17 protein-coding genes are annotated in these 21,439 nt (G+C 60.4%); 10 read left to right on the forward strand and 7 right to left on the reverse strand.

The window, feature by feature from the left end; all coding sequences use genetic code 11:
- Positions 1-143: 143 nt before the first annotated feature.
- The 6 genes from CAK95_RS18580 to CAK95_RS18605 form a co-directional block, all read right to left on the reverse strand.
- Complete coding sequence (locus CAK95_RS18580; protein WP_086089263.1) at positions 144-1,373, reverse strand: pyridoxal-phosphate-dependent aminotransferase family protein; 1,230 nt, start codon at positions 1,371-1,373, stop codon at positions 144-146.
- 97 nt (positions 1,374-1,470) lie between these two features.
- Positions 1,471-2,886 carry a dihydropyrimidinase gene (gene hydA, locus CAK95_RS18585; protein WP_086089264.1) on the reverse strand — a complete coding sequence of 472 codons (1,416 nt, stop codon included), beginning with the start codon at positions 2,884-2,886 and terminating at the stop codon, positions 1,471-1,473.
- A gap of 124 nt (positions 2,887-3,010) precedes the next feature.
- The gene (locus CAK95_RS18590; protein ID WP_245303452.1) at positions 3,011-3,769 is read right to left on the reverse strand and encodes a lytic transglycosylase domain-containing protein; all 759 of its coding nucleotides are present in this window, start codon (positions 3,767-3,769) and stop codon (positions 3,011-3,013) included.
- A 453-nt stretch (positions 3,770-4,222) separates the two neighbouring features.
- The gene (locus CAK95_RS18595) at positions 4,223-7,315 is read right to left on the reverse strand and encodes a bifunctional diguanylate cyclase/phosphodiesterase (protein ID WP_183044152.1); all 3,093 of its coding nucleotides are present in this window, start codon (positions 7,313-7,315) and stop codon (positions 4,223-4,225) included.
- A gap of 309 nt (positions 7,316-7,624) precedes the next feature.
- Positions 7,625-8,254 (reverse strand): glutathione S-transferase family protein, encoded by a 630-nt coding sequence (locus CAK95_RS18600; RefSeq protein WP_086089267.1) that lies wholly within the window; start codon positions 8,252-8,254, stop codon positions 7,625-7,627.
- An 8-nt stretch (positions 8,255-8,262) separates the two neighbouring features.
- A complete protein-coding gene (locus CAK95_RS18605; RefSeq protein ID WP_086089268.1) occupies positions 8,263-9,297 on the reverse strand; it encodes a c-type cytochrome in 1,035 nt (344 codons plus the stop codon).
- A gap of 177 nt (positions 9,298-9,474) precedes the next feature.
- Between CAK95_RS18605 and CAK95_RS18610 the strand changes: the two genes are divergently transcribed.
- The gene (locus tag CAK95_RS18610; protein ID WP_086089269.1) at positions 9,475-9,837 is read left to right on the forward strand and encodes an SPW repeat protein; all 363 of its coding nucleotides are present in this window, start codon (positions 9,475-9,477) and stop codon (positions 9,835-9,837) included.
- A 60-nt stretch (positions 9,838-9,897) separates the two neighbouring features.
- Here CAK95_RS18610 and uraD read toward each other — a convergent pair whose 3' ends face one another.
- Positions 9,898-10,782: a 2-oxo-4-hydroxy-4-carboxy-5-ureidoimidazoline decarboxylase gene (gene uraD / locus CAK95_RS18615; RefSeq protein ID WP_086089270.1), complete on the reverse strand. Its 885-nt coding sequence runs from the start codon at positions 10,780-10,782 to the stop codon at positions 9,898-9,900.
- Positions 10,783-10,979: 197 nt separating this feature from the next.
- Between uraD and CAK95_RS18620 the strand changes: the two genes are divergently transcribed.
- The 9 genes from CAK95_RS18620 (at position 10,980) to CAK95_RS18660 (ending at position 21,421) form a co-directional block, all read left to right on the forward strand.
- Positions 10,980-11,540, forward strand: a complete 561-nt coding sequence (locus tag CAK95_RS18620; protein ID WP_086089271.1) for a sigma-70 family RNA polymerase sigma factor — start codon at positions 10,980-10,982, stop codon at positions 11,538-11,540.
- Entirely contained in the window at positions 11,537-12,208 is a 672-nt protein-coding gene (locus CAK95_RS18625; RefSeq protein WP_086089272.1) for a zf-HC2 domain-containing protein, read from the forward strand. Before CAK95_RS18620 ends, CAK95_RS18625 begins: the two co-directional genes overlap by 4 nt.
- An 82-nt stretch (positions 12,209-12,290) precedes the next feature.
- On the forward strand, positions 12,291-13,748 hold the full coding sequence (locus CAK95_RS18630) for a S8 family serine peptidase (protein ID WP_086089273.1): 1,458 nt from the start codon (positions 12,291-12,293) through the stop codon (positions 13,746-13,748).
- An 18-nt stretch (positions 13,749-13,766) separates the two neighbouring features.
- Positions 13,767-14,348, forward strand: coding sequence for a thermonuclease family protein (locus CAK95_RS18635; RefSeq protein ID WP_086089274.1), 582 nt, complete (start codon positions 13,767-13,769; stop codon positions 14,346-14,348).
- Between the two features lie 689 nt (positions 14,349-15,037).
- The gene (locus CAK95_RS18640) at positions 15,038-17,434 is read left to right on the forward strand and encodes a DUF4384 domain-containing protein (protein ID WP_086091508.1); all 2,397 of its coding nucleotides are present in this window, start codon (positions 15,038-15,040) and stop codon (positions 17,432-17,434) included.
- Between the two features lie 175 nt (positions 17,435-17,609).
- Positions 17,610-18,365, forward strand: a complete 756-nt coding sequence (locus tag CAK95_RS18645; protein WP_086089275.1) for an ABC transporter ATP-binding protein — start codon at positions 17,610-17,612, stop codon at positions 18,363-18,365.
- A complete protein-coding gene (locus tag CAK95_RS18650; protein ID WP_086089276.1) occupies positions 18,358-19,074 on the forward strand; it encodes an ABC transporter ATP-binding protein in 717 nt (238 codons plus the stop codon). The genes CAK95_RS18645 and CAK95_RS18650 overlap by 8 nt, the downstream gene beginning before the upstream one ends.
- 43 nt (positions 19,075-19,117) lie before the next feature.
- Positions 19,118-20,326 carry an ABC transporter substrate-binding protein gene (locus tag CAK95_RS18655; protein WP_086091509.1) on the forward strand — a complete coding sequence of 403 codons (1,209 nt, stop codon included), beginning with the start codon at positions 19,118-19,120 and terminating at the stop codon, positions 20,324-20,326.
- Positions 20,327-20,533: 207 nt separating this feature from the next.
- Positions 20,534-21,421, forward strand: a complete 888-nt coding sequence (locus CAK95_RS18660; RefSeq protein ID WP_086089277.1) for a branched-chain amino acid ABC transporter permease — start codon at positions 20,534-20,536, stop codon at positions 21,419-21,421.
- Positions 21,422-21,439: the final 18 nt, after the last annotated feature.

Raw genomic sequence — 21,439 nt, forward strand, 5'->3', positions numbered from 1 at the left:
GTAACGTCATGCTGCTGTTACGTCGCCGCTCTAAACAGACCGCGCGCCGAACCGGAATCTTGGATCGGCCCCGTTCGTCAAGTTCCCTTCACGGTCCTGTTCGCATCGCGGCAGGACCGTTTTTTATGGTGGCGTCTAAAGGATTATTGTCCGGCGCCGCGATAGACCGACAATGCGGCATCGACGCCGGGTTTTGCGCGGAATCCGGCTTGACGCAGGCAGGTTTCGAGTGCGGCAAGGCCGATCAGCACATTTTCCTTCCGGCACACGTAACCCATGGTGCCAATGCGCCATATTTTACCATGCAGCGGCCCAAAGGACGTGCCGATCTCGATGCCGAAATCGTTCAGCATCATGCCGCGCACGGCATCGCCATTGACGCCGTCGGGGATATAGACGCCGGTCACATTCGGCATTTTGTGGCGCTGGTCGCCGAACAGCATCAACCCCATTTCGGTGAGGCCGGTGGTGAGCGCATCGCTGGCGAGACGATGCCGCGCGAAACACGCATCAAGCCCTTCAGCCAGGACAATGCGCACCGCTTCGCGGGCCGCATACAGCATTGACGTCGCTTCCGTGTGATGGTTGAGGCGGCTTTCGCCCCAGTAATCCATCAGCATGCCGAGATCGAAATAGTTCGACGAGATGATTGGGCCATCGCCTTCGATAAAGTCCGGCGGCCTGATGCCTTCCTCGACATGGCGGCGGCGCTTCACCACCTCGACGATGCGATCGTTGATGGTGATCGGCGATGAGCCGGGCGGACCGGACAAACATTTCTGCAAGCCGGACGATGCCGCGTCCACCTTCCAGTCATCGATAGCGACATTCATGCCGCCGAGAGACGCTGTGGCATCGGTATAAAGCAGGACATCATGCTTGCGGCAGAGCGCGCCGATTTCGTCCAGCGGCTGTGCCTGCGTGGTCGACGTGTCGCCATGCACGACCGCAAGGATACGCGGGTGGTGCTGTTTGATCGCGGCTTCGATCTCTTCCGGCGTGAACACCGTGCCCCATTCGCGATCGATGGTGACGACATCGCCACCGCAGCGCCTGCAGATTTCCGCCAGCAGATGGCCGAAGCGGCCGAACACCGGCACCAGAACCTTGTCGCCGGGGGATACGATCGAAACAAGGATCGCTTCCACGCCCGCGCGCGCGGTGCCGTCGACCAGGAACGACCATTTGTTTTTCGTCCGATAAAGCTGCCGCAACAGCTCCATCGTCTCGTTCATATAGGCGGTGAAGGCCGGATCGAATTGTCCGAGCATCGGCATTGCCATCGCCCGCAAGACGCGCGGATCGACGCCGACCGGGCCGGGGCCCATGAGAATGCGCGGCGGCGGATTGAGGTCGGCGAAGAGGGTGGTCATTTAACTTCCTGATCTAGTTCCGCCCTCATCCTGACGAGCCCGCGAAGCGGGCGTCTCGAAGGATGAGGTCGAATAAAGACGTGGCTCGTATCAAAGATTATGCCCCGCCGGGCTTGGCATAGTCCGACTTCGCCCGCGGCACATATTCCCCTGCACCCAGCGTGCCAGCCAGCTCACCGTCGCGCACCACGAACTTACCGCGCACCATGGTCGAGACCGGCCAGCCTTGCACCGCGATGCCTTCATAGGGCGTGTAATCCGAACCGCCATGCATCCGCGACTGCGAGATGGTGACTTCGCGGTTGGGATCCCAGATCGCGAGATCGGCATCGGCACCGACGGCAATGGTGCCCTTCTTCGGATAAAGGCCGTAGGTCTTCGCATGGTTGGTGGAGGTGAGCGCCACAAATTCGTTCAGCGAAATGCGGCCCTTGCCGACGCCCTCCGAGAACAAGATCGGCAGCCGCGTTTCCACACCGGGAATGCCGTTCGGCACCCAGCGGAATGACGTGCGTCCCTTTGGCGTGAGCTTGCCTTTCGGATCGTCGTAGCGGAACGGGCAATGGTCCGACGAGAACAGCGAGAAGACGCCTTGCTGCATGCCTTGCCAGCAGGCCTGCTGGCTCGCCTTGTCGCGTGGCGGCGGCGAGCAGACGTATTTCGTGCCTTCCATATTGAGGCCTTCGAGGTCCTTCTCGGTCAGCACCAGATATTGCGGGCAGGTCTCGCCATAGACTTTCAGGCCGCGCTGTTGTGCTCTGCGAATTTCCTCCATCGCTTCGCCATTTGAGACATGCACGATCATGATCGGCACATCGACGAGTTCGGCGAGCGAGATGGCGCGATGCGTGGCTTCGCGCTCGACCGGGATCGGCCGCGACGTCGCGTGATGATGCGGCTCGGTCTTGCCGGCGCGCTCCAGCCGGTCGGTCAGGAAGCGGATCGCGTCGTAATTCTCGGCATGGATCATGACCAGCGCGCCGGTTTCGCGCGCGACCGACATGACATTCAGCATCTCGATGTCGGAGAGGGCGAGGCCCTCATAGGTCATGAACACCTTGAACGAGGTGTAGCCATCGTGCACGAGCGCCGGCAACTCTTGGCCGAGCACGGCGTCGGTCGCATCGGCGATGATCAGATGGAACGAGACGTCGATATAGCACTGGCCATCGGCCTTCCTGTGATAGTCGGCGACAACCTCACGCAGCGACTGTCCCTTCTGCTGCATGGCAAAGGGCAGCACCATCGTGTTGCCGCCGAAGGCCGCGGAGCGTGTCGCCGAGGCGAAATCGTCGGCCATGACGATGTCGGGGCCGGAAGGCTGCGAAATATGCACGTGGCTGTCGATGCCGCCCGGCAGGACTAGCTTGCCGGATGCATCGACGATCTCGCCGGCCGTGCCGAGATTGTCGCCCAAAGCGGCGATGCGGCCGTTCCTGATTCCGATATCGCAGGCAAATGTATCGGAGGCCGTCGCAATGGTGCCGCCGCGGATGATGGTGTCGAAGGTCATGGCATAATCCTGTTGCCCTGTTTCTACGGGCCGGACAGGATTATGCAACCGCCAGAAACGGCAAAGCGCTCCCCATCGATACGTTTCTTTGGGGAGCGCTTGCCTTAAAACTGGTCTTGCGGGATCAGCGTTTTCTGGCGCTGGTTTCCGCAAGCCTGTAGCCGCGCTTGCCGGACTTGCCAGTGACGCGGTCGGTGATCTTGGAGAGTTTTGCCGTCTTGCCGGACTTGTCACGGACGACGACAACTTTCGTTTTGCCGCCCTTGCCCTTGGCCAGCAATTTCCCGCGCTTCGACCTTTTGGCGGCTAGGGCCGCAGCGAGCCGTTGTTTCGCTTCCTCCGCAGCCTTGGCGGCAGCAATGCGTGCGTTCTCGACCAGTTTTGCAACCGGTGGCTCGAGTTGCGCTGCAACTGTCGTGACACTTGCCTCGCGCGAGAGATCGGCAACACCATCGCAAGGGGCGTTGCGCGGCAGATTGACGGCGAGCGCTACTTCCTTGTTGTCGACCCACTTTTCCGGATCGTGGCCGGTGATGCTCTTCACGTAATTGCGTGTTTCATCCGGCAGTCTGCCGCGACGGGCAAGCCATTCGGTGACGCGGCGCGCCCCGCCATTATAGGCGGCGGCGGCAAGACCGAGGTTTCCGAAATACTCAACATGCTCCTTGAGAAACGCCGCTGATTCCGGCAGCGCCGCAAGCGGATCGAACGGATTGTTCAGACCACGCTCCGCAGCAACGGCGGGCATGAACTGGGCAACACCTTGTGCGCCTGCGGGGCTCACCACACGCTGCTTGAACTTGCTTTCCTGCCAGATCAGGCGCGCAAAGAAGCCGGTCGGCAAACCGTTGGCTTGCGCTGCCGCGGCGAGTGTGTCGCACACGGCTTCAATCGGAACGTCTCCAGGCGGAGGTGGCGGACCCTCGGGCTCGCGCAGATCTGCGAGTTGTTTCTCGATCTCGGCCTCAGGGACAGGGTCGAGTTTGATGCCTAAGGTCTTTGCAGCCCGATCTTCCGCGAGACTCGTGAAGTGAATCTTGGACGGGTTGGAATCCCGACGTTCTACTTTGACAGCCTCGGAACCGAATTGCGTGGACGAGGCAATAAGCAAAACACCAATTGTTGAAACTGCCAGTCTCATGCCGACAACATCTCCCACCGCGCAGGCGGGCGGGGGCCAGCCGGCGGTTGTCAGAGTGATTTTGCGAGGATCTCCCCCTCGGCGATGTTTGGGCTGATGCTGGCGAAACCGGACAACTTTATGAAAAACATGGGACCGCCGGAAGGTATTATCGGGGAGGGTGGAACCAATCCCAAGTTCCGGTTTGGCCGCATTTCATCCGGCGACGACGATACGGGCGTTTTTCCCAGTAGAACGGCCCACAATTGCAGCATATTCCTCGATCGGCTGCGGGCGTCCGATCAGATAGCCTTGGATCTCGTTGCACCCGTCATTTCGCAATATGGTTAACTGCTCAGGGGTTTCGACCCCCTCTGCGACGGTGATCAGGTCGAGATTGTGTCCCAACGCGAGAACCGCGCGGACGATCGCGGCGCTTTGGGCGTTACGGTCGAGGTTGGAGATGAAGGTCTGGTCGATTTTGATTTTGTCGAACGGGAACGATTGCAGATAGGACAGCGACGAGTAACCGGTGCCGAAATCATCCATGGCAATGCGGACGCCGAGCGCCTTGACCCGGCGCAGAATGGAAACGGCGCGAGAGTAATCATCCATCAAGGCGCCTTCGGTGATCTCGAGCACCAACCGGTCCGGTGCCAAGTTGTTTTCAAGCAGCACCGAGTGCACGAGCGACACGAAATCGCCTTGCCGCAACTGGAGCGGCGAAAGATTGATCGCGATCTGTAACGGCTTGCGCCAGGATGCAGCCTCGCGGCAGGCCTCTCGCAACACCCATTCGCCGATCTCGTTGATAAGGCCGGTTTCTTCCGCCAGCGGAATGAACGTATTCGGTGGCACGAAACCACGGCGCAGATGGTCCCACCGCAGCAGCGCTTCGAAGCCGATAATCTCGCCGGAGATCCGCGATTGCGGCTGATAGAAGAGCTGCAATTCGTTGCGCGATACCGAGAGAGCAAGATCGGCCTGCAATGCGCGGCGATCATGCAGCATACGGTCCATCTCGGCTTCGAAGAAGCGGATCTCGCCGCGGCCTTCCGCTTTGGCGCGGTAAAGCGCGGCATCGGCGTTGCGAATGAGCGTCACGCTGTCGGTTCCGTCTGACGGAAACATGGCGATGCCAACGCTCATGCCGATATTGACCTTGCGTCCTTCGCAGTCGATATCGCCGGACACGGCGGCAATGAGAGATTGCGCGAGCGCCGTCGCCGCGGCCGGCATGACGCCATCGACACAGATCGCCATGAACTCGTCACCGCCAAGACGGGCGAGGAACGCGCCGCCACAGGCTTTCTTCATCAACCGCGTGATTTCAAGCAATACGCTGTCGCCGGCGGCATGACCGTAGAGATCGTTGACCTCCTTGAACCGGTCGAGATCGACACAGAGCACCGCAAACTTGTCGCCTGTTTCCAAAGCGCCTTCGAGCGTCTTGGTCAGATGCAACTTCAGTGCCGCGCGGTTCGGCAAGTCGGTGAGGGAATCGTGATGAGCGAGATGCTCAATCCGCGATTCATTGCGCCGCCGCTCCGTGACGTCTTCGACGACGTTCAACAGATATTCCGGTTCGCCGTCGCGACCTCGGATCGCCACTCGTTTTGATATGACCTCGCGAAACTGGTCGGTTGCCGTCTGGAATGACAGGGTGTCGACAGTGAGATGACCTGATTGCAGGGCCGCACGATCACGGGCAATGATGATGTTGGCGCGCTCAGGCGGATGAAGCTCTGCTGTTGTTTTGCCGATGACTTCATCCTTGGGGGCGCCAAGAAACGACTCGCCGGCGCGATTGAGGAAGATGTAGCGGCCGCTCTTCGCGTCCTTGACGATCAGCATCTCCGGGATGTTTTCGACGACAGCGCCCAGCATGTTGCGGGCGCGGACCAATTCCCTCTCGGCTGTTCGCCGCTCGGTGATATCCTCGTGGGTCGCCACCCAGCCGCCATCGCCGCTCGGCCTGTTGGTGATGCAGAATGTTCGGCCGTCGGGAAAATCAACGATCTGCGTGCGCGTCTGGCCCGCCTCCATGCTTTTTCGCACCAGAGCGACATGGGTATCGATGTCGGCCGGCATCGATCCCGTTTTCTTTCGCAACTCCATGACCTGCCGCAGCGTCAAGCCAGGCCTCATGGCGCCCGCGGGAAGGTTATAGAGTTCGATAAAGCGCTTGTTGCAAACGACGAGCTTGCCATCTGCATCGAACATGACCAAGCCCTGAAGCATGTTATCGATCGCGGTGTCGATACGCGTATTGGCCTGTTCCAGCTCATGCGACTTTTCGGCAAGACGCGCTTCGCGTTCCAGCAAGGACGACCGAGACGCTGCCAGTTGCGCGAATTGGTGGTTGAGTGCGTAGAGCAGCAATAGTGAGCACAACAGCGCGAGACCGGTGCCGATTGCGATCAAAATGGCGCGATGCCGCCAGCTCGCCAGGATTGCCCGTTCGGAAACGCTGACATTCACCACCAGGTGATAGCCTTGCAGTGGGCGCACCGCGACGAGAAGAGGTTCGTCGCTAAAAAGACCGGGAGAGCGGAAGCTGCCGCCGCCCTGCGCCACAAGCGCATACCATTCGGATTCTTCCGGAATCTTCTGTCGGGCAAATTCCTCGTCGTCTGGATGGCGGACTAGAACGGTGCCGTCCGTGCGCGAGAATACGAAGGACTGATTGCGGAGCGATGTAATGGAATTGTAGACGTGCTGGAAATAGGAAAGCTTGATGCCGGTCAGAACGAGGCCCAAAAATTCTCCGTTCGGGCCGCTGATCCGCTTGGAGAAAAAGATGTTGCGTTCGTTGGTAATCCGGTTGCGCACCAGATCGCTGATGAAGAGCTGTCGGCCCGTGTTGTCCCTCGCGTGAATGTAATAATCGCGCCGCGACACATCGTTGTAAGGCATCGGCCATGTTCGCGATGAATTGGCGATATGCCCGTCCCGGTCGATCAGGGCGACGAAGTCCGTCTGAGGAAGATGGCCGAGGCGCTCGACCAACTGGTCATGAGTAATGCGGCTGCGCAACAAGGCCAGAAAGGAATCTGGTGCCATGCCGCCGCCGAGATTGCCGAAGCGGTCGACGATATCGGATGTAATGATATCGATCGCCTGGACGGAACGCTCGGTCTGTTCGGCGAGGACCGTCGCGATGTTGGCTGTATCGTTCGTGGCGTCCCGTAATGCATCCTCACGCAACGCCATTATGGTTGCGCCGACCGCAAGTACGGCGAGGCCGATCAGCCCCAAGGTGATGCCGATCAGTCCGCGAAATGAGATTCGATGGAGGAAGGACAGCAAGGCGTGCCTGCTCCCGCTATTTTTCTTGGCTTCTCGATGTTTTCTTGGCTTCTCGATAATGGATCGGGATGTGGGAAACGATAAAAGCGCTGTGGTTTCGATGTTCTGAATGAACAATTGCTTTTTGTTTGTTCCGTATCCTGCAGTGTTGCGCAGCTTTTGGTTAACCACGGCGGGAGGCATTCGACCCTGCCTGGTTCCAAATGACCAGCATTTGAATCATTCGCGCCGCGGTTCCTTAAGGATGACCGCGGCGCATGACAGATCGGCGATGGTGCAGGCCTTCTTTTCAGCCAGCCGCTCTTGATCTCACGGCATTGGAATGTCGCCGACGTCCTTGGGTTGCTTGTAGCCGCGCTGAACCGCCGGACGACTGGCGATCGTCGTATACCAGCGCTTCACGTTCGGAAATTTGGACAGATCGATTTCCTGCCATTCAAAGCGCGAGATCCAGGGCCAGGTCGCGATGTCGGCGATTGAGTATTCGTCGGCCAAAAACTCCCGGCCTTCGAGACGGCGGTCGAGCACGCCGTAAAGCCGTTGCGCCTCTTTCGAGTAGCGCTCCTCGGCGTAGGGTGCTTTGCCCTTGTTGTATTTCACGAAGTGGTGCACCTGACCGAGCATCGGGCCGACACCGCCCATCTGCCACATCAGCCATTCCATGACGCGATAGCGCTTCTCGCCATCCCTCGGCATCAACTTGCCGGTCTTGTCAGCGAGATAGATCAGAATCGCGCCGGATTCGAACAGCGACAGGCCGGTGTCGTTGTCGATGATCGCGGGGATGCGATTGTTCGGGGAGATTTTCAAAAAGGCGGGCGCGAATTGTTCATCCTTTGAAATATCGATGGGGTGCGCCCTGTAAGGAAGACCCAGTTCTTCAAGCGCAATGGAGGCCTTGCGGCCATTTGGCGTGGTCCAGGTGTACAGATCGATCATGCATTTCCTCAGTTCTTCTTTTCGGACTCGAGCTTTTTGGCTTTCAGGCGAGCAATCGCCGCCTTGATCGGACCGAACGGTCCGAATTGATGCTGCCTCTGGCTGAAGCCGTCGGCATAAGGGCCATACGGCGTATCGATTGGTTTTAGCAAGAGATCGGGAAAGTCCTTGTTCAGATCCGCCATTTTGGGGCGCGGCCGCGAAATCACATAGGCGGCGACATCCCATGCGTCTCGTTGCGATAGGCGCGGCTCGTCATAACTCGTGCCGTTCGGCATGTTGAAATGAATGAAGTTCGCCGCATTGGTGAGCCGCCCCATGCCCGCGCCATCGTTGAAACTGTCCGGGCCCCAAAGCGGCGGCGCGAGGTAACCCATGGAGGGCACCCGGCGATTGCGCAGCAGTCCTTGTCCATCCGGCATGTGGCACTTGGCACAGGCACGGGCATAGATCGCGCGTCCACGCACCGGATCGGCCGCGCGTTTCAGTTCGGGCATCTTTCCGGCGCCGAGGCCGGATAGCTTTTCGCCGGGTTGGACGTCCGTGGAGAGGAATTTGATGTAGGCGGCAAAGGCCTGCATTTCCGGTGAATCGACCGGCAACGGCTTGCCGTTCATGCTCCTAGACATGCAGGAATTGATGCGATCCTCGATCGAAATATCGGTGCCAGAACGTTTGGAATATTGCGGAAACTCATCCCACAATCCCCAGAGCGGAATACCGAATTTCTTCGTCCCGGCATTCAGATGGCAATTGGTGCAGGCGAGATTGTTGCCGGCATAGCGCTTGGCCTCATCCGCGACATCGGGGCCGATATGGGCATAAGTCGCGGTAATGAGATCGCGGCCGTGGCGGATCAGGCGGTTCTGCGGGGTATCGGGCAGGGCGCCGATTTCCGGCACCGACCAGGCGGGATCGGCGGGCGCATTCAGATGCTGCGCAAAGACAGGACCCAGTGAGGCAAGCACAATGGCGGCGGCCACCGCAGTCACTGCGGTGACGCGTCGTAGAAGAAAAGACAAGAGCTGGGCGCTGGTCGTCATGGTTGTACTACTCATCCACGTTGTGAGGGGCAGAGCGGGATTGAGGGGCAGGCTCGATTGCGTCGGAATGACACAGGGCATGATTGGAAATCGGTTCGGCTGCTGTTTATCTAAATTGAGTGTGCCGATGGCCTCCAGGGCCTTCGCGACGGCCATCGGTCGATGATGGAGGTCGCAATGGAATGGAAGAATGAACGGATTTGCGACGTTTTGAATCTCCTGCTGGGGGCGTTTCTGCTGATTTCGCCGTGGCTGCTCGGGTTTGCGGCCGGGGCGGAAACCCAGAACGCCGTCATTTGCGGGATCATCATCGTCGCGCTTTCACTGGCGGCGCTTGCCGCGTTCGCCGAGTGGGAGGAATGGCTCAATCTCATTGTCGGTGTTTGGGTGTTCGTAGCCCCTTGGGCTCTCGGCTTTACCGGGTCGAACACATGGGCCATGGGCGTTCATGTCGTGATCGGCCTGTTGGTCGCGGTGATTGCAGCCATCGAGGTTTGGATGCTGCATCGCACGCCGCCTCGTTTGACCGCCGGAGGCTAGTTCGAGGTGCAAGAAGCCTCGCCCGGCTCAACGCTCCGGCGGGGCTTTTTGCGATCACGATCAGCTCCCGCGATAGGTTGAATAGCTCCAGGGCGTGACCAGCAGCGGCACGTGATAATGCCCTTCCGCCTCGGCGACGGAGAAACGGATCGGCACGATCCCAAGAAAGGCCGGGTCGGCCTGCACCGTCTTGTTCGCCGCGAAATAAGCCGCGACCTCGAACTGCAATTCGTAGGTGCCGATCCGCAACGGCTCACCGGCAACGAAGGGCTGATCGGTGCGGCCGTCGGAATTGGTGACGGCCTTCGCTAACAAGCTGCGGGCGCTCGCGCCCACTTCATAAAGCGAGATCGTCACGCCCTGTGCTGGCTGGCCGCTGACATTATCGAGCACATGGGTCGAGATGCGACCAGTCGTTTTCGGCTTGCCGGGGCCATCGACCTTGTCGACAAGCCGCAGCCGCGTGATCAGCGCGATTTCGTCGAGCGCGGCTTTGCGTTCTGCATCGGCATCGTTCGCGAGCCGCCGCTCGAATTGCCGCAGGATCGAATCGCGCGTGTGCCGCCGCACGCAGATGATGAAGGGGAAGCCGAACTTCTCGCGATAGGCCTTGTTCAAGTCTGAGAATTTCGTGAATTCGGCGTCGCTCAGGCGGTCGAGCCCGAGGCTGCCCTGTTCGGACTGCGATTCAGTGGTCCAATCGAGCCGCTTCACCTTGGAGCCGAGCTCCGGATGCGCCCGGATGAAAGCGAGCTGGCGCTCAGCCGGGCTCTCCCGCACCACCGCGACCATGGCGTCATGCAGGGCGGTGACGGTCGGGAAGGGACGCCGCCCGGCCGCGCCTTCGGCGACCCAGGGGGCATGCTCGAAAATGTCTCCGACAGCGCCGACAAAGGCGGTCTCGGAAAGGGAGTTCAGCGAATCTAAAGTGAACGTGGCGGCCATGAATCACGACGATACCTGATAAGCCCTGAAAAACCATTGATAACAATCGCGAAATTGCCCGCTTGGGAATATTCGCCCGTTGCATTAGGAAGGGCTGGGGCGAATTTTCTCTTCCTGACGCCCCGCCGAACTTTCGCTCACATCCATTTGAACCGGACCCGCGTTAACCGCGACCAAACCATGAGCCGGCCGTCACGATGCAGCAGACATCAGACGAAGTCCTGATCCAGCGGATCGCAGGTGGTGACAGGCTCGCCATGCAGGTGCTGTTCGCGCGGCACCATGTACGGGTCTACCGGTTCATCCTTCGCATGGTGCGTAATGAAGCCACTGCGGAGGATTTGATCAGCGAGGTCTTCCTCGATGTCTGGCGTCAAGCCGGGCGCTTCGAGGGACGGAGTGCCGTCTCGACCTGGCTGCTCGCGATCGCGAGGTTCAAGGCTCTTTCGGCCCTTCGGGGACGCAAGGAGGCTGAACTGGACGATGACTTTGCAGAGGCGATCGAGGATATTTCCGACACCCCCGAAGCGTCGATGCAAAAGAAGGATACGAGCGAGATCCTGCGCAAGTGCATTGAAACACTGACGCCGGATCATCGGGAGATTATCGATCTCGTCTACTACCACGAGAAGTCCGTGGAAGAAGTCGCCGAGATCGTCGGTATCCCGGAGAATACCGTCAAAACGCGCATGTTTTATGCGCGGAAAAAATTGGCGGAATCCTTGAAGGCGGCGGGAATCGAGAGAGGTTGGCCATGAACGCAACAGTGAACAAAGCGCCAGAGAATAGCGAAGAGATCGAGTTGCTGCTGCCGTGGTATGCTGCCGGCACGCTGAGCCGTCGCGATGCTGCGCGGGTGGAAAGCGCGCTGGCCAAGGATGCGGAGCTTGCCCGCCGTTTCGAGATGGTGCGCGAGGAACTCGGCGAAACCATTCGCGGCAATGAATCGCTGGGTGCGCCGTCGGCGCGGGCGATGAAGAATCTGTTTGAAAAGATCGATGCCGAACCGGCCCGGCGCGTGGCGCCGTCCGTGAGCTTCATGACCCGGGTTTCGGAATTCATGGCGAGCTTCTCGCCCCGGACCCTCGCTTATGCCGGCGGCATCGCGGCGCTGGCGATCGTGCTGCAGGCCGGCGTCATCGGCAGCCTGATCGGGGAGCGGACCGGAACTTCGCCGCAGCTGGCCTCGACCGAGAAGGTGGCGCCGCTCAGCGGAGGCGTCGAAGCCCTGGTACAGTTTGCACCGCAGGCGAGCGCCGCGGATATCGCAGCCTTCCTGGAGGCCAACAAGGCGACCATCGTCGGCGGCCCGGCGGCTGGCAATTTCCGCATCCGGGTTGCGTCTGCGACCAAGGAGCAGACTGCCGAAATCGTGAAAAAGCTGCAGGGCAGCAAGGTGATAAGCTTCGCCGCGCCTGCCAATTAATGGGCGAACCAGCGCAAGCCGAGCGCGCCTGATTGGGTGCGCTCCAAGGCGGGACCACGATTTCCCTTTAAGGCACACCATCATGCGTTATCGTTCCGGACATCCGATCGGCCTTGCAATCTCGGTTCTTGCCGCCGCCGGCTTGATCGCCTCTGTTGCGCCATCGGCTTTCGCCCAAGGTTACGGATATGGTGGCGGCTATGGCGGTGGAGATTACCGCGGCGGCGGTTACCGGACGCAAAGCGCACCGAGCAATCCGGCACCGGTGCGCAAACCTGTTCGCACGGTGAAGCCGATCGAGGATACGCGTGCGCAACCGGCAAGGCCCGGGCCCGCAACACGCAGCCTTTCCAAATCCACGAAGTCCGATGCGCCGCGGGCGGCGCGGCGTGAAAGCGGCGAGGCGCCGGCCGGCGAACGCCGCTTCACCGACAATGAAGTCGTAATCGAAGTCGCCGGTACACCGACGCCGCAGCAGGTCGATGCGCTGGCGCGCCGCCATGGTCTCAATCGCGAAGAGTCACAGAGTTTCGATCTGAGCGGTACCACGATGTTCCGCTGGACCATCCCGGACGGCCGCAACGTCAATACCGTGATCCGCCGCCTGGAGACCGATTCCAGCATTCTTTCTGTGCAGCCGAACTATCGCTATACGCTGCAGCAATCAAAAACCGGCGATGGCATTCAATATGCGGTCGAGAAATTGCGGCTGCCGCGTGCGCATGAACTGGCGCAAGGCGAGCGTGTTCTGGTCGCGGTGATCGATTCCGGCATCGATGCGAAGCATCCCGAGATCGTCGGCACCGTCGCCGACAGTTTCGACCCTGCCGGCGGCAGCGGCGATGCGCATTCACACGGCACCGGCATTGCCGGAGCGATCGTCGCGCATGCGCGCCTGACCGGCGTTGCGCCGCGCGCGCGCATCCTGGCGGTCCGCGCCTTCGATCCCAACGGGGCGAGCGCGGAAGGCACGACCTTCAACATTCTGAAGGGGCTCGAATGGGCCACGAAGAGAGGCGCCCGCGTCATCAATATGAGCTTTGCCGGTCCGCGCGATCCGGTGATCGGCCGCGCGCTCGCCGCCGCCAACAAGAAGGGCATCGTGCTGATCGCGGCAGCGGGAAATTCAGGTCCGAAATCGCCGCCGCTTTATCCTGCGGCCGACCTTAACGTCATCGCCGTCACAGCGACGGATACGCAGGATCATCTTTTCCCGATGTCGAACCGCGGCAATCATGTTGCTATTGCGGCGCCAGGCGTCGATGTGCTGCTGCCGACGTCCGGCGGCAGCTATCAGATGGCGACCGGTACGTCCTTCGCGTCGGCTTATATCAGCGGTATTGCCGCGCTGCTGCTTGAACGTGAACCGGGATTGTCGCCGGACGCTGTGCGCGGCGTTCTGCTTCGGACCGCACGCGATCTCGGACCAAAGGGCCGCGACAAGGATTTCGGCGCGGGTCTTGCCGATGCTTTCGAGGCCGTAACATCGCTCGGCGGCAAGCCGGCCGATGGATTGTCGGCCAGCTCCAACCGGCAATAACGGGAAGCGCGCGCGACGATGCGTTGGCTGATTTCGCTTTCAATCGTTGGCGGTCTCTTGTTTCCGGTTCAGGTCCACGCCAGCGGCGTCTCTCTCGCCGATGGCGATTCGTTCCGGATCGGTGAGTATCGCTATCGGCTTCACGGCATCGACGCGCCGGAGCTGCATCAGGAATGCAAGGACATTGACGGGCGAGTATGGCCCTGCGGCACACGGGCCCGCACCGAACTGCGGCGCATCATCGCCACCGATCCGCTCGAATGCCGTTCCGTTACAACCGATCGCTTTGGCCGGATCGTCGCAACGTGCCTTGCGGGCAGCCGGGATATCGCCGAAGAGATGGTGCGTGCCGGTTATGCCATTGCGTCAGGGCGTCACGGCGCTCCCAGTCCTTATGAAGACGCACAGAGGCAGGCCCGCGACGCCAAGCGCGGAATATGGGCCGGGACATTCGAGACGCCGCGCGAGTGGCGGCGCGGCAATCCGCGAAGTGATGAGCCAGAACGATCGGTGATCACCCCGCGCGCCTGGCTCGATCGAAAGATCGCCGAGATTCGCAAGACCCTGGCGGAATGGTTTCCTTCGATCTTCGGCCGGTGAACCACTTCAGGATCACGATGACGGCCGAGAGCACGTTGGCCAAGAACATGTTGGCGAGAGCATGATGGCCAAGAACATGCCGGCCAAGTGCATGATGCCGAAAAGCGCCACGCGGGCTTGAACCCGCAGCCGCTATCCCGCGACCAATTCCTGCAGACAGACTTGCGGTGCGCCATTTCGCAACGGCCAGGCCTTCGCAACGGCCAGGCCTTCGCAACGGCCAGGCCATTCGCAATGGCCAAGCCTTCACAAAGGCCTGCCGCCCCGCGTGTGATCGGCGTCGCGCCCCTTCCACCCAGCGCCGGTCTCACTTGGCCCGTCCGGCATGTCCCCGCCGGGCGGGTCTTTTCTTGGGCGGGAGCACGGCTTTAGCCGGTACCCATTTCGCTCGAAAACGCCGTTGCCGGTAACGCGCAATTTCATCGACCTTTCATCGCCGGCAGGATACCGGTCGGACGGGCTTGCCTGGTTTTCGCATTCGAGGGGATAGCGGACGTACGGTATGCTGAGACGAGAGGGGATGCTGACCGGACAACGGCCAGACAATGGGTTTCACCTTGGATTTTACCTTGGGCCTGACCTTGGAATTTGCATTGCGACGATTGAACGCGACCCGCCGGCGCGCACACCAACAAACGACACGGCGCAATGACGCCGCGCGTCGCAACGACTTGTCATGGGAGACCACAATGAACGGTCGTCAACGAGTGAATAGCCCGGTTCAGGGTTTGGCGGTGGCGGCCGTTTTCGGCCTCGCGCTGACTTTGGCAGGCTCCGCCTTCGCGCAATCGAACGAGCCGGCGCCTGCCGACGAGCCGCCCGCAGCGGCTGCCCCCCTCGATCCGCCACCGCCCATTGCACCGCCTCCGGCATTGCCCGTCAAAGCTCCGGCCGGTGCTGTGGACGTGCCGAGCGACCCGGTGGCAAAAGCAGCTTTCGAAGTTCTGGAAAAACATTGCGCGCGCTGCCATCAGGAAGGCGCGCTTTCCGCGCGCGAACGGCCGGCGAAAAATTTCGGCAACGTGCTGAAGCTGGATGAGATCGCGGCCAACCCGCATTACGTCCTGCCGGGCAATCCGTTCGGCTCGAAAGTGTTCAAGCAGATCGTCGACAAGGAGATGCCTTACGACGTCGAGTATGAAGGCGAGACCAAATATCCGAGCGTGACGCCGGACGAACTCAAGGCGCTGGAGACCTGGATCGCCCAGCTCGGCACCCAAACGGCCGCCGCCTGCGACGCGCGCAAATTCGTCAGCAACGAAGACATGCTGAACCTCGTCGTCGGCGATCTCTCCAAGCTGCCGAACGCGCGCAAGAAGGGGACGCGCTATCTGACGCTGACACACTTGAAGAATGCCTGCCTGGATGAACAGGCCATGAAGGTGTTCCGTCAGGGTGCCGTGAAGCTGATCAACAGCCTCAGCCGTTCGTCGGATGTCGTGCGTCTCGAGACCATCGATCCGGATGAATCGATCATCCGCATCAACCTCGACGATATCGGCTGGGAGGCGAAGGATTGGGACGAGGTTCTCGCTGTCTATCCGTATAACCTGCAGCCCGAGAGCGATCTCAAGGCGGTGCTGACCAACGCATCCGGCACGCAATTGCCGTATGTGCGCGCCGACTGGTTCGCCTTCACCGCCTCGCAGCCGCCGCTCTATGACAAGCTGCTGAAGCTGCCGAACACCTTCCAGGAAGTTGCCAAACAGGAAGGCGTCGATGTCGAGGGCAACATCAAGCGGTTCATCGCGCAGCGTTCCGGCTTCCAGCGCTCGGGCGTCAGCCAGAACAACCGCATGATCGAACGTCACCCCTCGCGCGCCGGTTATTTCTGGACCTCGTATGATTTCGCCGGCAATCGCGGCAAGCAGAGCTTCTTCGAGCATCCGCTGGGTCCGAAGGGCGAGAATGGCTTCGAGCATGACGGTGGTGAGACCATCTGGTCGCTGCCGAACGGCTTCCAGGCCTATTACCTGAACACGGCCGACGGCAAGCGGCTCGACAAGGGCCCGACCCAGATCGTGCGCGACCTGTCGCGCAAGGACCTGACGGTGACCAACGGCATCTCCTGCATGGGCTGTCACGATCAGGGTATCCGCAAGGCCAAGGACGAAGTGCGGCAGGTTGTGCTGTCGGGCAGGTCCTTCAACAAGCAGACCCGCGAAGCGGTCGAGGCGCTCTATATTCCGACCGAGAAGATGGATGCGATCCTGGAAAGCGATACCAAGAAATTCCAGGATGCGATGTACCGTGCGGGCCTCGAGCCGAGCCTCAAGCTCAATGGCGTGGAGATGATCAATGCTCTGGCCAAGCGCTATGAGGACGATCTCGATCTGACGCTTGCGGCAGCCGAGTTCGGGTTCAGCAAGAAGGAGTTTGAGGATGCGGCCGACGATGCCGACCGCAAATTCCGGCCGCTGATCCGCCGCCTGCAGCAAGGCTCGATCCCGCGCGACCAGTTCGAGAACAACTACCGCGAACTGGCAATCGCCATCACCGATCAGGAAGCTGTACCGGGAACCGGCGGCAGCGCTCCAGGTGGTGCCCCGGGAGCGGTTGCTGTCGCAACGCCGGTGAGCAACGAGGCGTTGTCGCTGACCTCGGACAAGAATGCCTATAAGGTTGGCGATACGCCGGTGTTCACGGTACTGGCGAAGAAGTCGTGCTTCCTGACCCTGGTGAATCTGGACGACAAGGGCACGGCGACCGTGCTCCTGCCGAACAAATTCCAGCAGGACAACCGGGTGAAGGCGGGCCAGGAAATCCAGTTCCCCGGACAGAAGGCTCCGTTCCAGTTCCGGATGCAGGACAAGGGCTTCGAGCAGGTGATCGCCACCTGCAGCGAAAGCGCCGAAGTCGACGGCATCAAGAACAACTTCGCCAAGAATGCCCTGACCACCGTGCCGAACTTTACCCGGACTGTTGCCGGTGCGGTTCAGGCTGATGCGAAGAAAAAGGGCACACGGGCGATCGCTGTCGAGGGCACCAAGGCTGCCGGCGCCCCGACCACACCACAGAACGCCAAGGCGGTTCCGGCCGACAAGCGTGACGTGGCCCGTGCCGCGATCAAGGTCGAGGTCAAATAAGGCGGGCCGATCGTCGCCCCCCTGCCTAAAGACTCATCTAAGCTCGCCCACGTTTTTGCGTGGGCGGGCTTTATTATTTCCGGCGGTGCGTGCAGACTTTGCCGAAAGATTAAAGAACGGACGTGCGTGAACGCGTGATCCGGTCATTGATACGCTTGGGAGGGCGTGCCGGTTGATGGGTGCCGAGATCATTCTCGAAACGCGGGATCTCACAAAGGAATTTGCCGGCTTTGTTGCGGTCAATGGCGTTAACCTGCAGGTTGAACGTGGAACCATTCACGCACTGATCGGTCCGAACGGGGCTGGCAAGACCACCTGTTTCAATCTCCTCACCAAGTTCCTGAACCCGACGCGGGGGAAAATCTTCTACAAGGGACAGGATATTACAGCGATGCAGCCGGCCGATGTGGCGCGGCTGGGTGTCGTGCGTTCGTTCCAGATATCGGCGGTGTTTCCGCACCTTACGGTTCTGGAAAATGTGCGCGTCGGCCTGCAACGCAAACGCGGCGGCTCGTTCGATTTCTGGCGCTCGCGCGCGGTGCTCGATCAGTTCAATGCCCGCGCAATGTCGCTGATCGAGGATGTCGGTCTGACCGGCTTCGCCAATATACCGGCGGTGGAATTGCCGTATGGCCGCAAGCGCGCTTTGGAAATCGCGACCACGCTCGCACTCGACCCGGACATGCTGCTGCTCGATGAGCCGACCGCCGGCATGGGCCATGAGGACATCGACCGCATCGCGGAGTTGATCAAGACCGTTTCCGCCGACCGCACCGTCCTGATGGTCGAGCATAATCTGTCGGTGGTCTCGAACCTGTCACACAAGATCACGGTGCTGACGCGCGGCCGCGTGCTGGCCGAGGGCGATTACGAGACGGTGTCGAATAATCCGCAGGTGCGCGAAGCCTATATGGGGACCGGCCATGCTTGATCTGCGCAAGGCCTTGCTGGCCGTCGAAGATCTTCAGGCCTGGTATGGTGAATCGCACATTCTCCATGGCGTGAATTTTGAAGTCTATCCGGGCGAGGTGGTGACGCTGCTCGGGCGCAATGGCGCCGGCAAGACGACGACGCTGAAATCGATCATGGGCATTGTCGGCAAGCGCACGGGATCCGTGCGGTTCGAAGGGCAGGAATTGATCAGTCTTGCCTCGAACCAGATCGCGCGGGCCGGTATTGCGTTGTGCCCTGAAGAGCGCGGCATTTTCGCGAGCCTTAGTGTCGAGGAAAACTTGATGTTGCCGCCGGTCATAAAGCCGGGTGGATTGCCGCTCGATCGGATCTTCACCCTGTTTCCGAACCTGAAGGAACGGCTCGGCTCCAGCCAGGGCACGAAATTGTCCGGCGGCGAACAGCAGATGCTGGCGATTGCCCGGATTTTACGCACCGGTGCACGGCTGCTTCTGCTCGATGAACCGACCGAAGGGCTTGCGCCTGTCATCATTCAGCAGATCGGCAACACCATTCGCGCTTTGAAACAGGAGGGCTTCACCATCCTGCTGGTGGAGCAGAACTTCCGTTTCGCGGCGACCGTGGCGGACCGCTATTATGTGATGGAACACGGGCGGGTCGTCGAGAGGCTGCACAGTTCGGAACTCGAGGCGAATCTCGGGAAGCTGCACGATTATCTTGGTGTTTGAGGAATCGAAGAGCCGCAAAGGCTTCGACAAAGGAGGAATGGGAATGAAACGCCTTATGATCACTACGGCGCTTGCGCTTGTCGTCAGCGCCGGTACAGCGGCCGCACAGACGACCGTGAAGATCGGTGTGCTGACGGACATGTCGAGCCTTTATGCCGATCTGGCCGGGCCGGGTTCGGTCACCGCGGCGCGCATGGCTGCCAACGAGTTCATGGCCAATAACAAGGATTTCAAGGTCGAGATCATCAGCGGCGATCATCAGAACAAGCCGGACATCGGCTCCAACATCGCCAACCAATGGTACGATGTCGAAAAGGTCGATCTGATTGTCGACACACCGAATTCCGGCGTTGCGCTTGCGGTGAACGAGATTACCCGCAACAAGAACAAGGTGTTCATCAATTCAGGCGCGGCCTCATCCGATCTCACCGGACCGAAATGCTCACCGAACACCGTGCACTGGACCTACGATACCTGGATGCTGGCGAACGGCACTGGCAAGGCGATCGTCAAGACTGGCGGTGATAGCTGGTTCTTCCTCACGGCCGATTATGCGTTCGGTCATGCGTTGGAGCGCGATACGGCGGCAGTAGTGGAGAAGAATGGCGGCAAGGTAGTCGGCAAGGTGCGTCACCCGCTGAATGTGCAGGACTTCTCGTCATTCCTGCTGCAGGCGCAGAGCTCGAAGGCCAAGGTGATCGGCCTTGCCAATGCCGGCGGTGATACCATCAACTCGGTCAAGCAGGCCGCCGAATTCGGCATTACCAAGGGTGGTCAGAATCTTGCGGGCCTCTTGGTGTTTGCGAGCGACGTGAACTCTCTTGGCCTGAAGAACGCACAGGGCCTGATTCTGACCGAGACCTGGTATTGGGACCTGAACGATGGTTCGCGCGAATGGACCAAGCGCTGGCAGAAGGAACGCAACGCCGCCGGCAAAATCCCGAGCATGGTGCAGGCTGGCGTGTACGCCGGCGTGACGCATTACCTGAAGGCGGTCGCGGCGTTGAAGAGCGCCGCCGATGGCAAGGCCGTGGTCGCGAAGATGAAGGAAATTCCGACCGACGATCCGCTGTTCGGCAAGGGCACCGTGCGGGCCGACGGCCGCAAGATCCACGACGCATATCTGTTTGAGGTGAAGTCGGAGAAGGAATCGAAATATCCGGGCGACTTCTACAAGACCCGCGCCACCATTCCGGCGGCTGAAGCTTTCCGCCCGCTGAAGGATGGCAGTTGCCCGCTGGTGAGTGGGTGATCTTTCTTATCCCTCTCCCTGAAAGGGGGAGGGTGGCGGTGGCGATCCCTCTCCCTGAAAGGGGGAGGGTGGCGAGCGAATGCGAGCCGGGTGCGGGTCATCACGGCATCCGAAAAACTGACCCCCACCCGATTTGCTTCGCGGCGCTTGCAAATCGACCTCCCCCTTTCAGGGGGAGCTAGGACCCACCGCGGGATTGCAAACTTCATGTTCGAAATCTTCGGCATTCCATCGCAAGCCTTGTTCGGTCAGCTCCTGATCGGGCTGATCAACGGTTCGTTCTATGCCGTGCTCAGTCTCGGCCTTGCCGTCATCTTCGGCATGCTCAACATCATCAATTTCTCGCACGGCGCCCAATACATGATGGGTGCGTTCTGCGCGTTCTTCCTGTTGCACTATGCCGGACTGAATTACTGGGCCGCTCTGGTCCTCGCGCCCATTGCAGTTGGCTTTACCGGTATTCTGGTCGAGCGCGCCTTTCTGCAATGGCTCTACAAGCTCGATCATCTCTACGGGCTGCTGCTCACCTTTGGCCTGGCGCTGATCATCGAAGGCGTGTTCCGGAATTATTTCGGCGCTTCGGGCCTGCCTTACGCCGTGCCGGAATCGTTGCAGGGCGGCATCAATCTCGGTTTCATGTTTCTGCCGATCTATCGCGCCTGGGTGATCGGCTTTTCGCTCGTGGTCTGCCTGGCCACCTGGTTCATCATCGAACGCACGCGGCTTGGCGGCTATCTGCGCGCCGCAACCGAAAACCCGACACTGGTTCGCTCTTTCGGCATCAACGTTCCGCGCATGATCACGCTGACCTATGGTTTCGGCGTCGGCCTCGCTGCCTTGGCGGGCGTGATGGCGGCGCCGATCTACAACGTGTCGCCGCAGATGGGCGCGGACCTGATCATCGTGGTCTTCGCCGTCGTTGTGATCGGCGGCATGGGCTCGATCATGGGCGCGATCGTTACCGGGTTCGGTCTCGGCATCATCGAAGGATTGACCAAGGTGTTCTTCCCCGAAGCGTCCAACACGGTGATCTTCGTCATCATGGCGATTGTTCTGTTGATCCGGCCCGCGGGCCTGTTTGGCAGGGCAGCATGAGATTGGGAGCGTGAGATG

Source organism: Pseudorhodoplanes sinuspersici, from assembly GCF_002119765.1.
Classification (GTDB): domain Bacteria; phylum Pseudomonadota; class Alphaproteobacteria; order Rhizobiales; family Xanthobacteraceae; genus Pseudorhodoplanes; species Pseudorhodoplanes sinuspersici.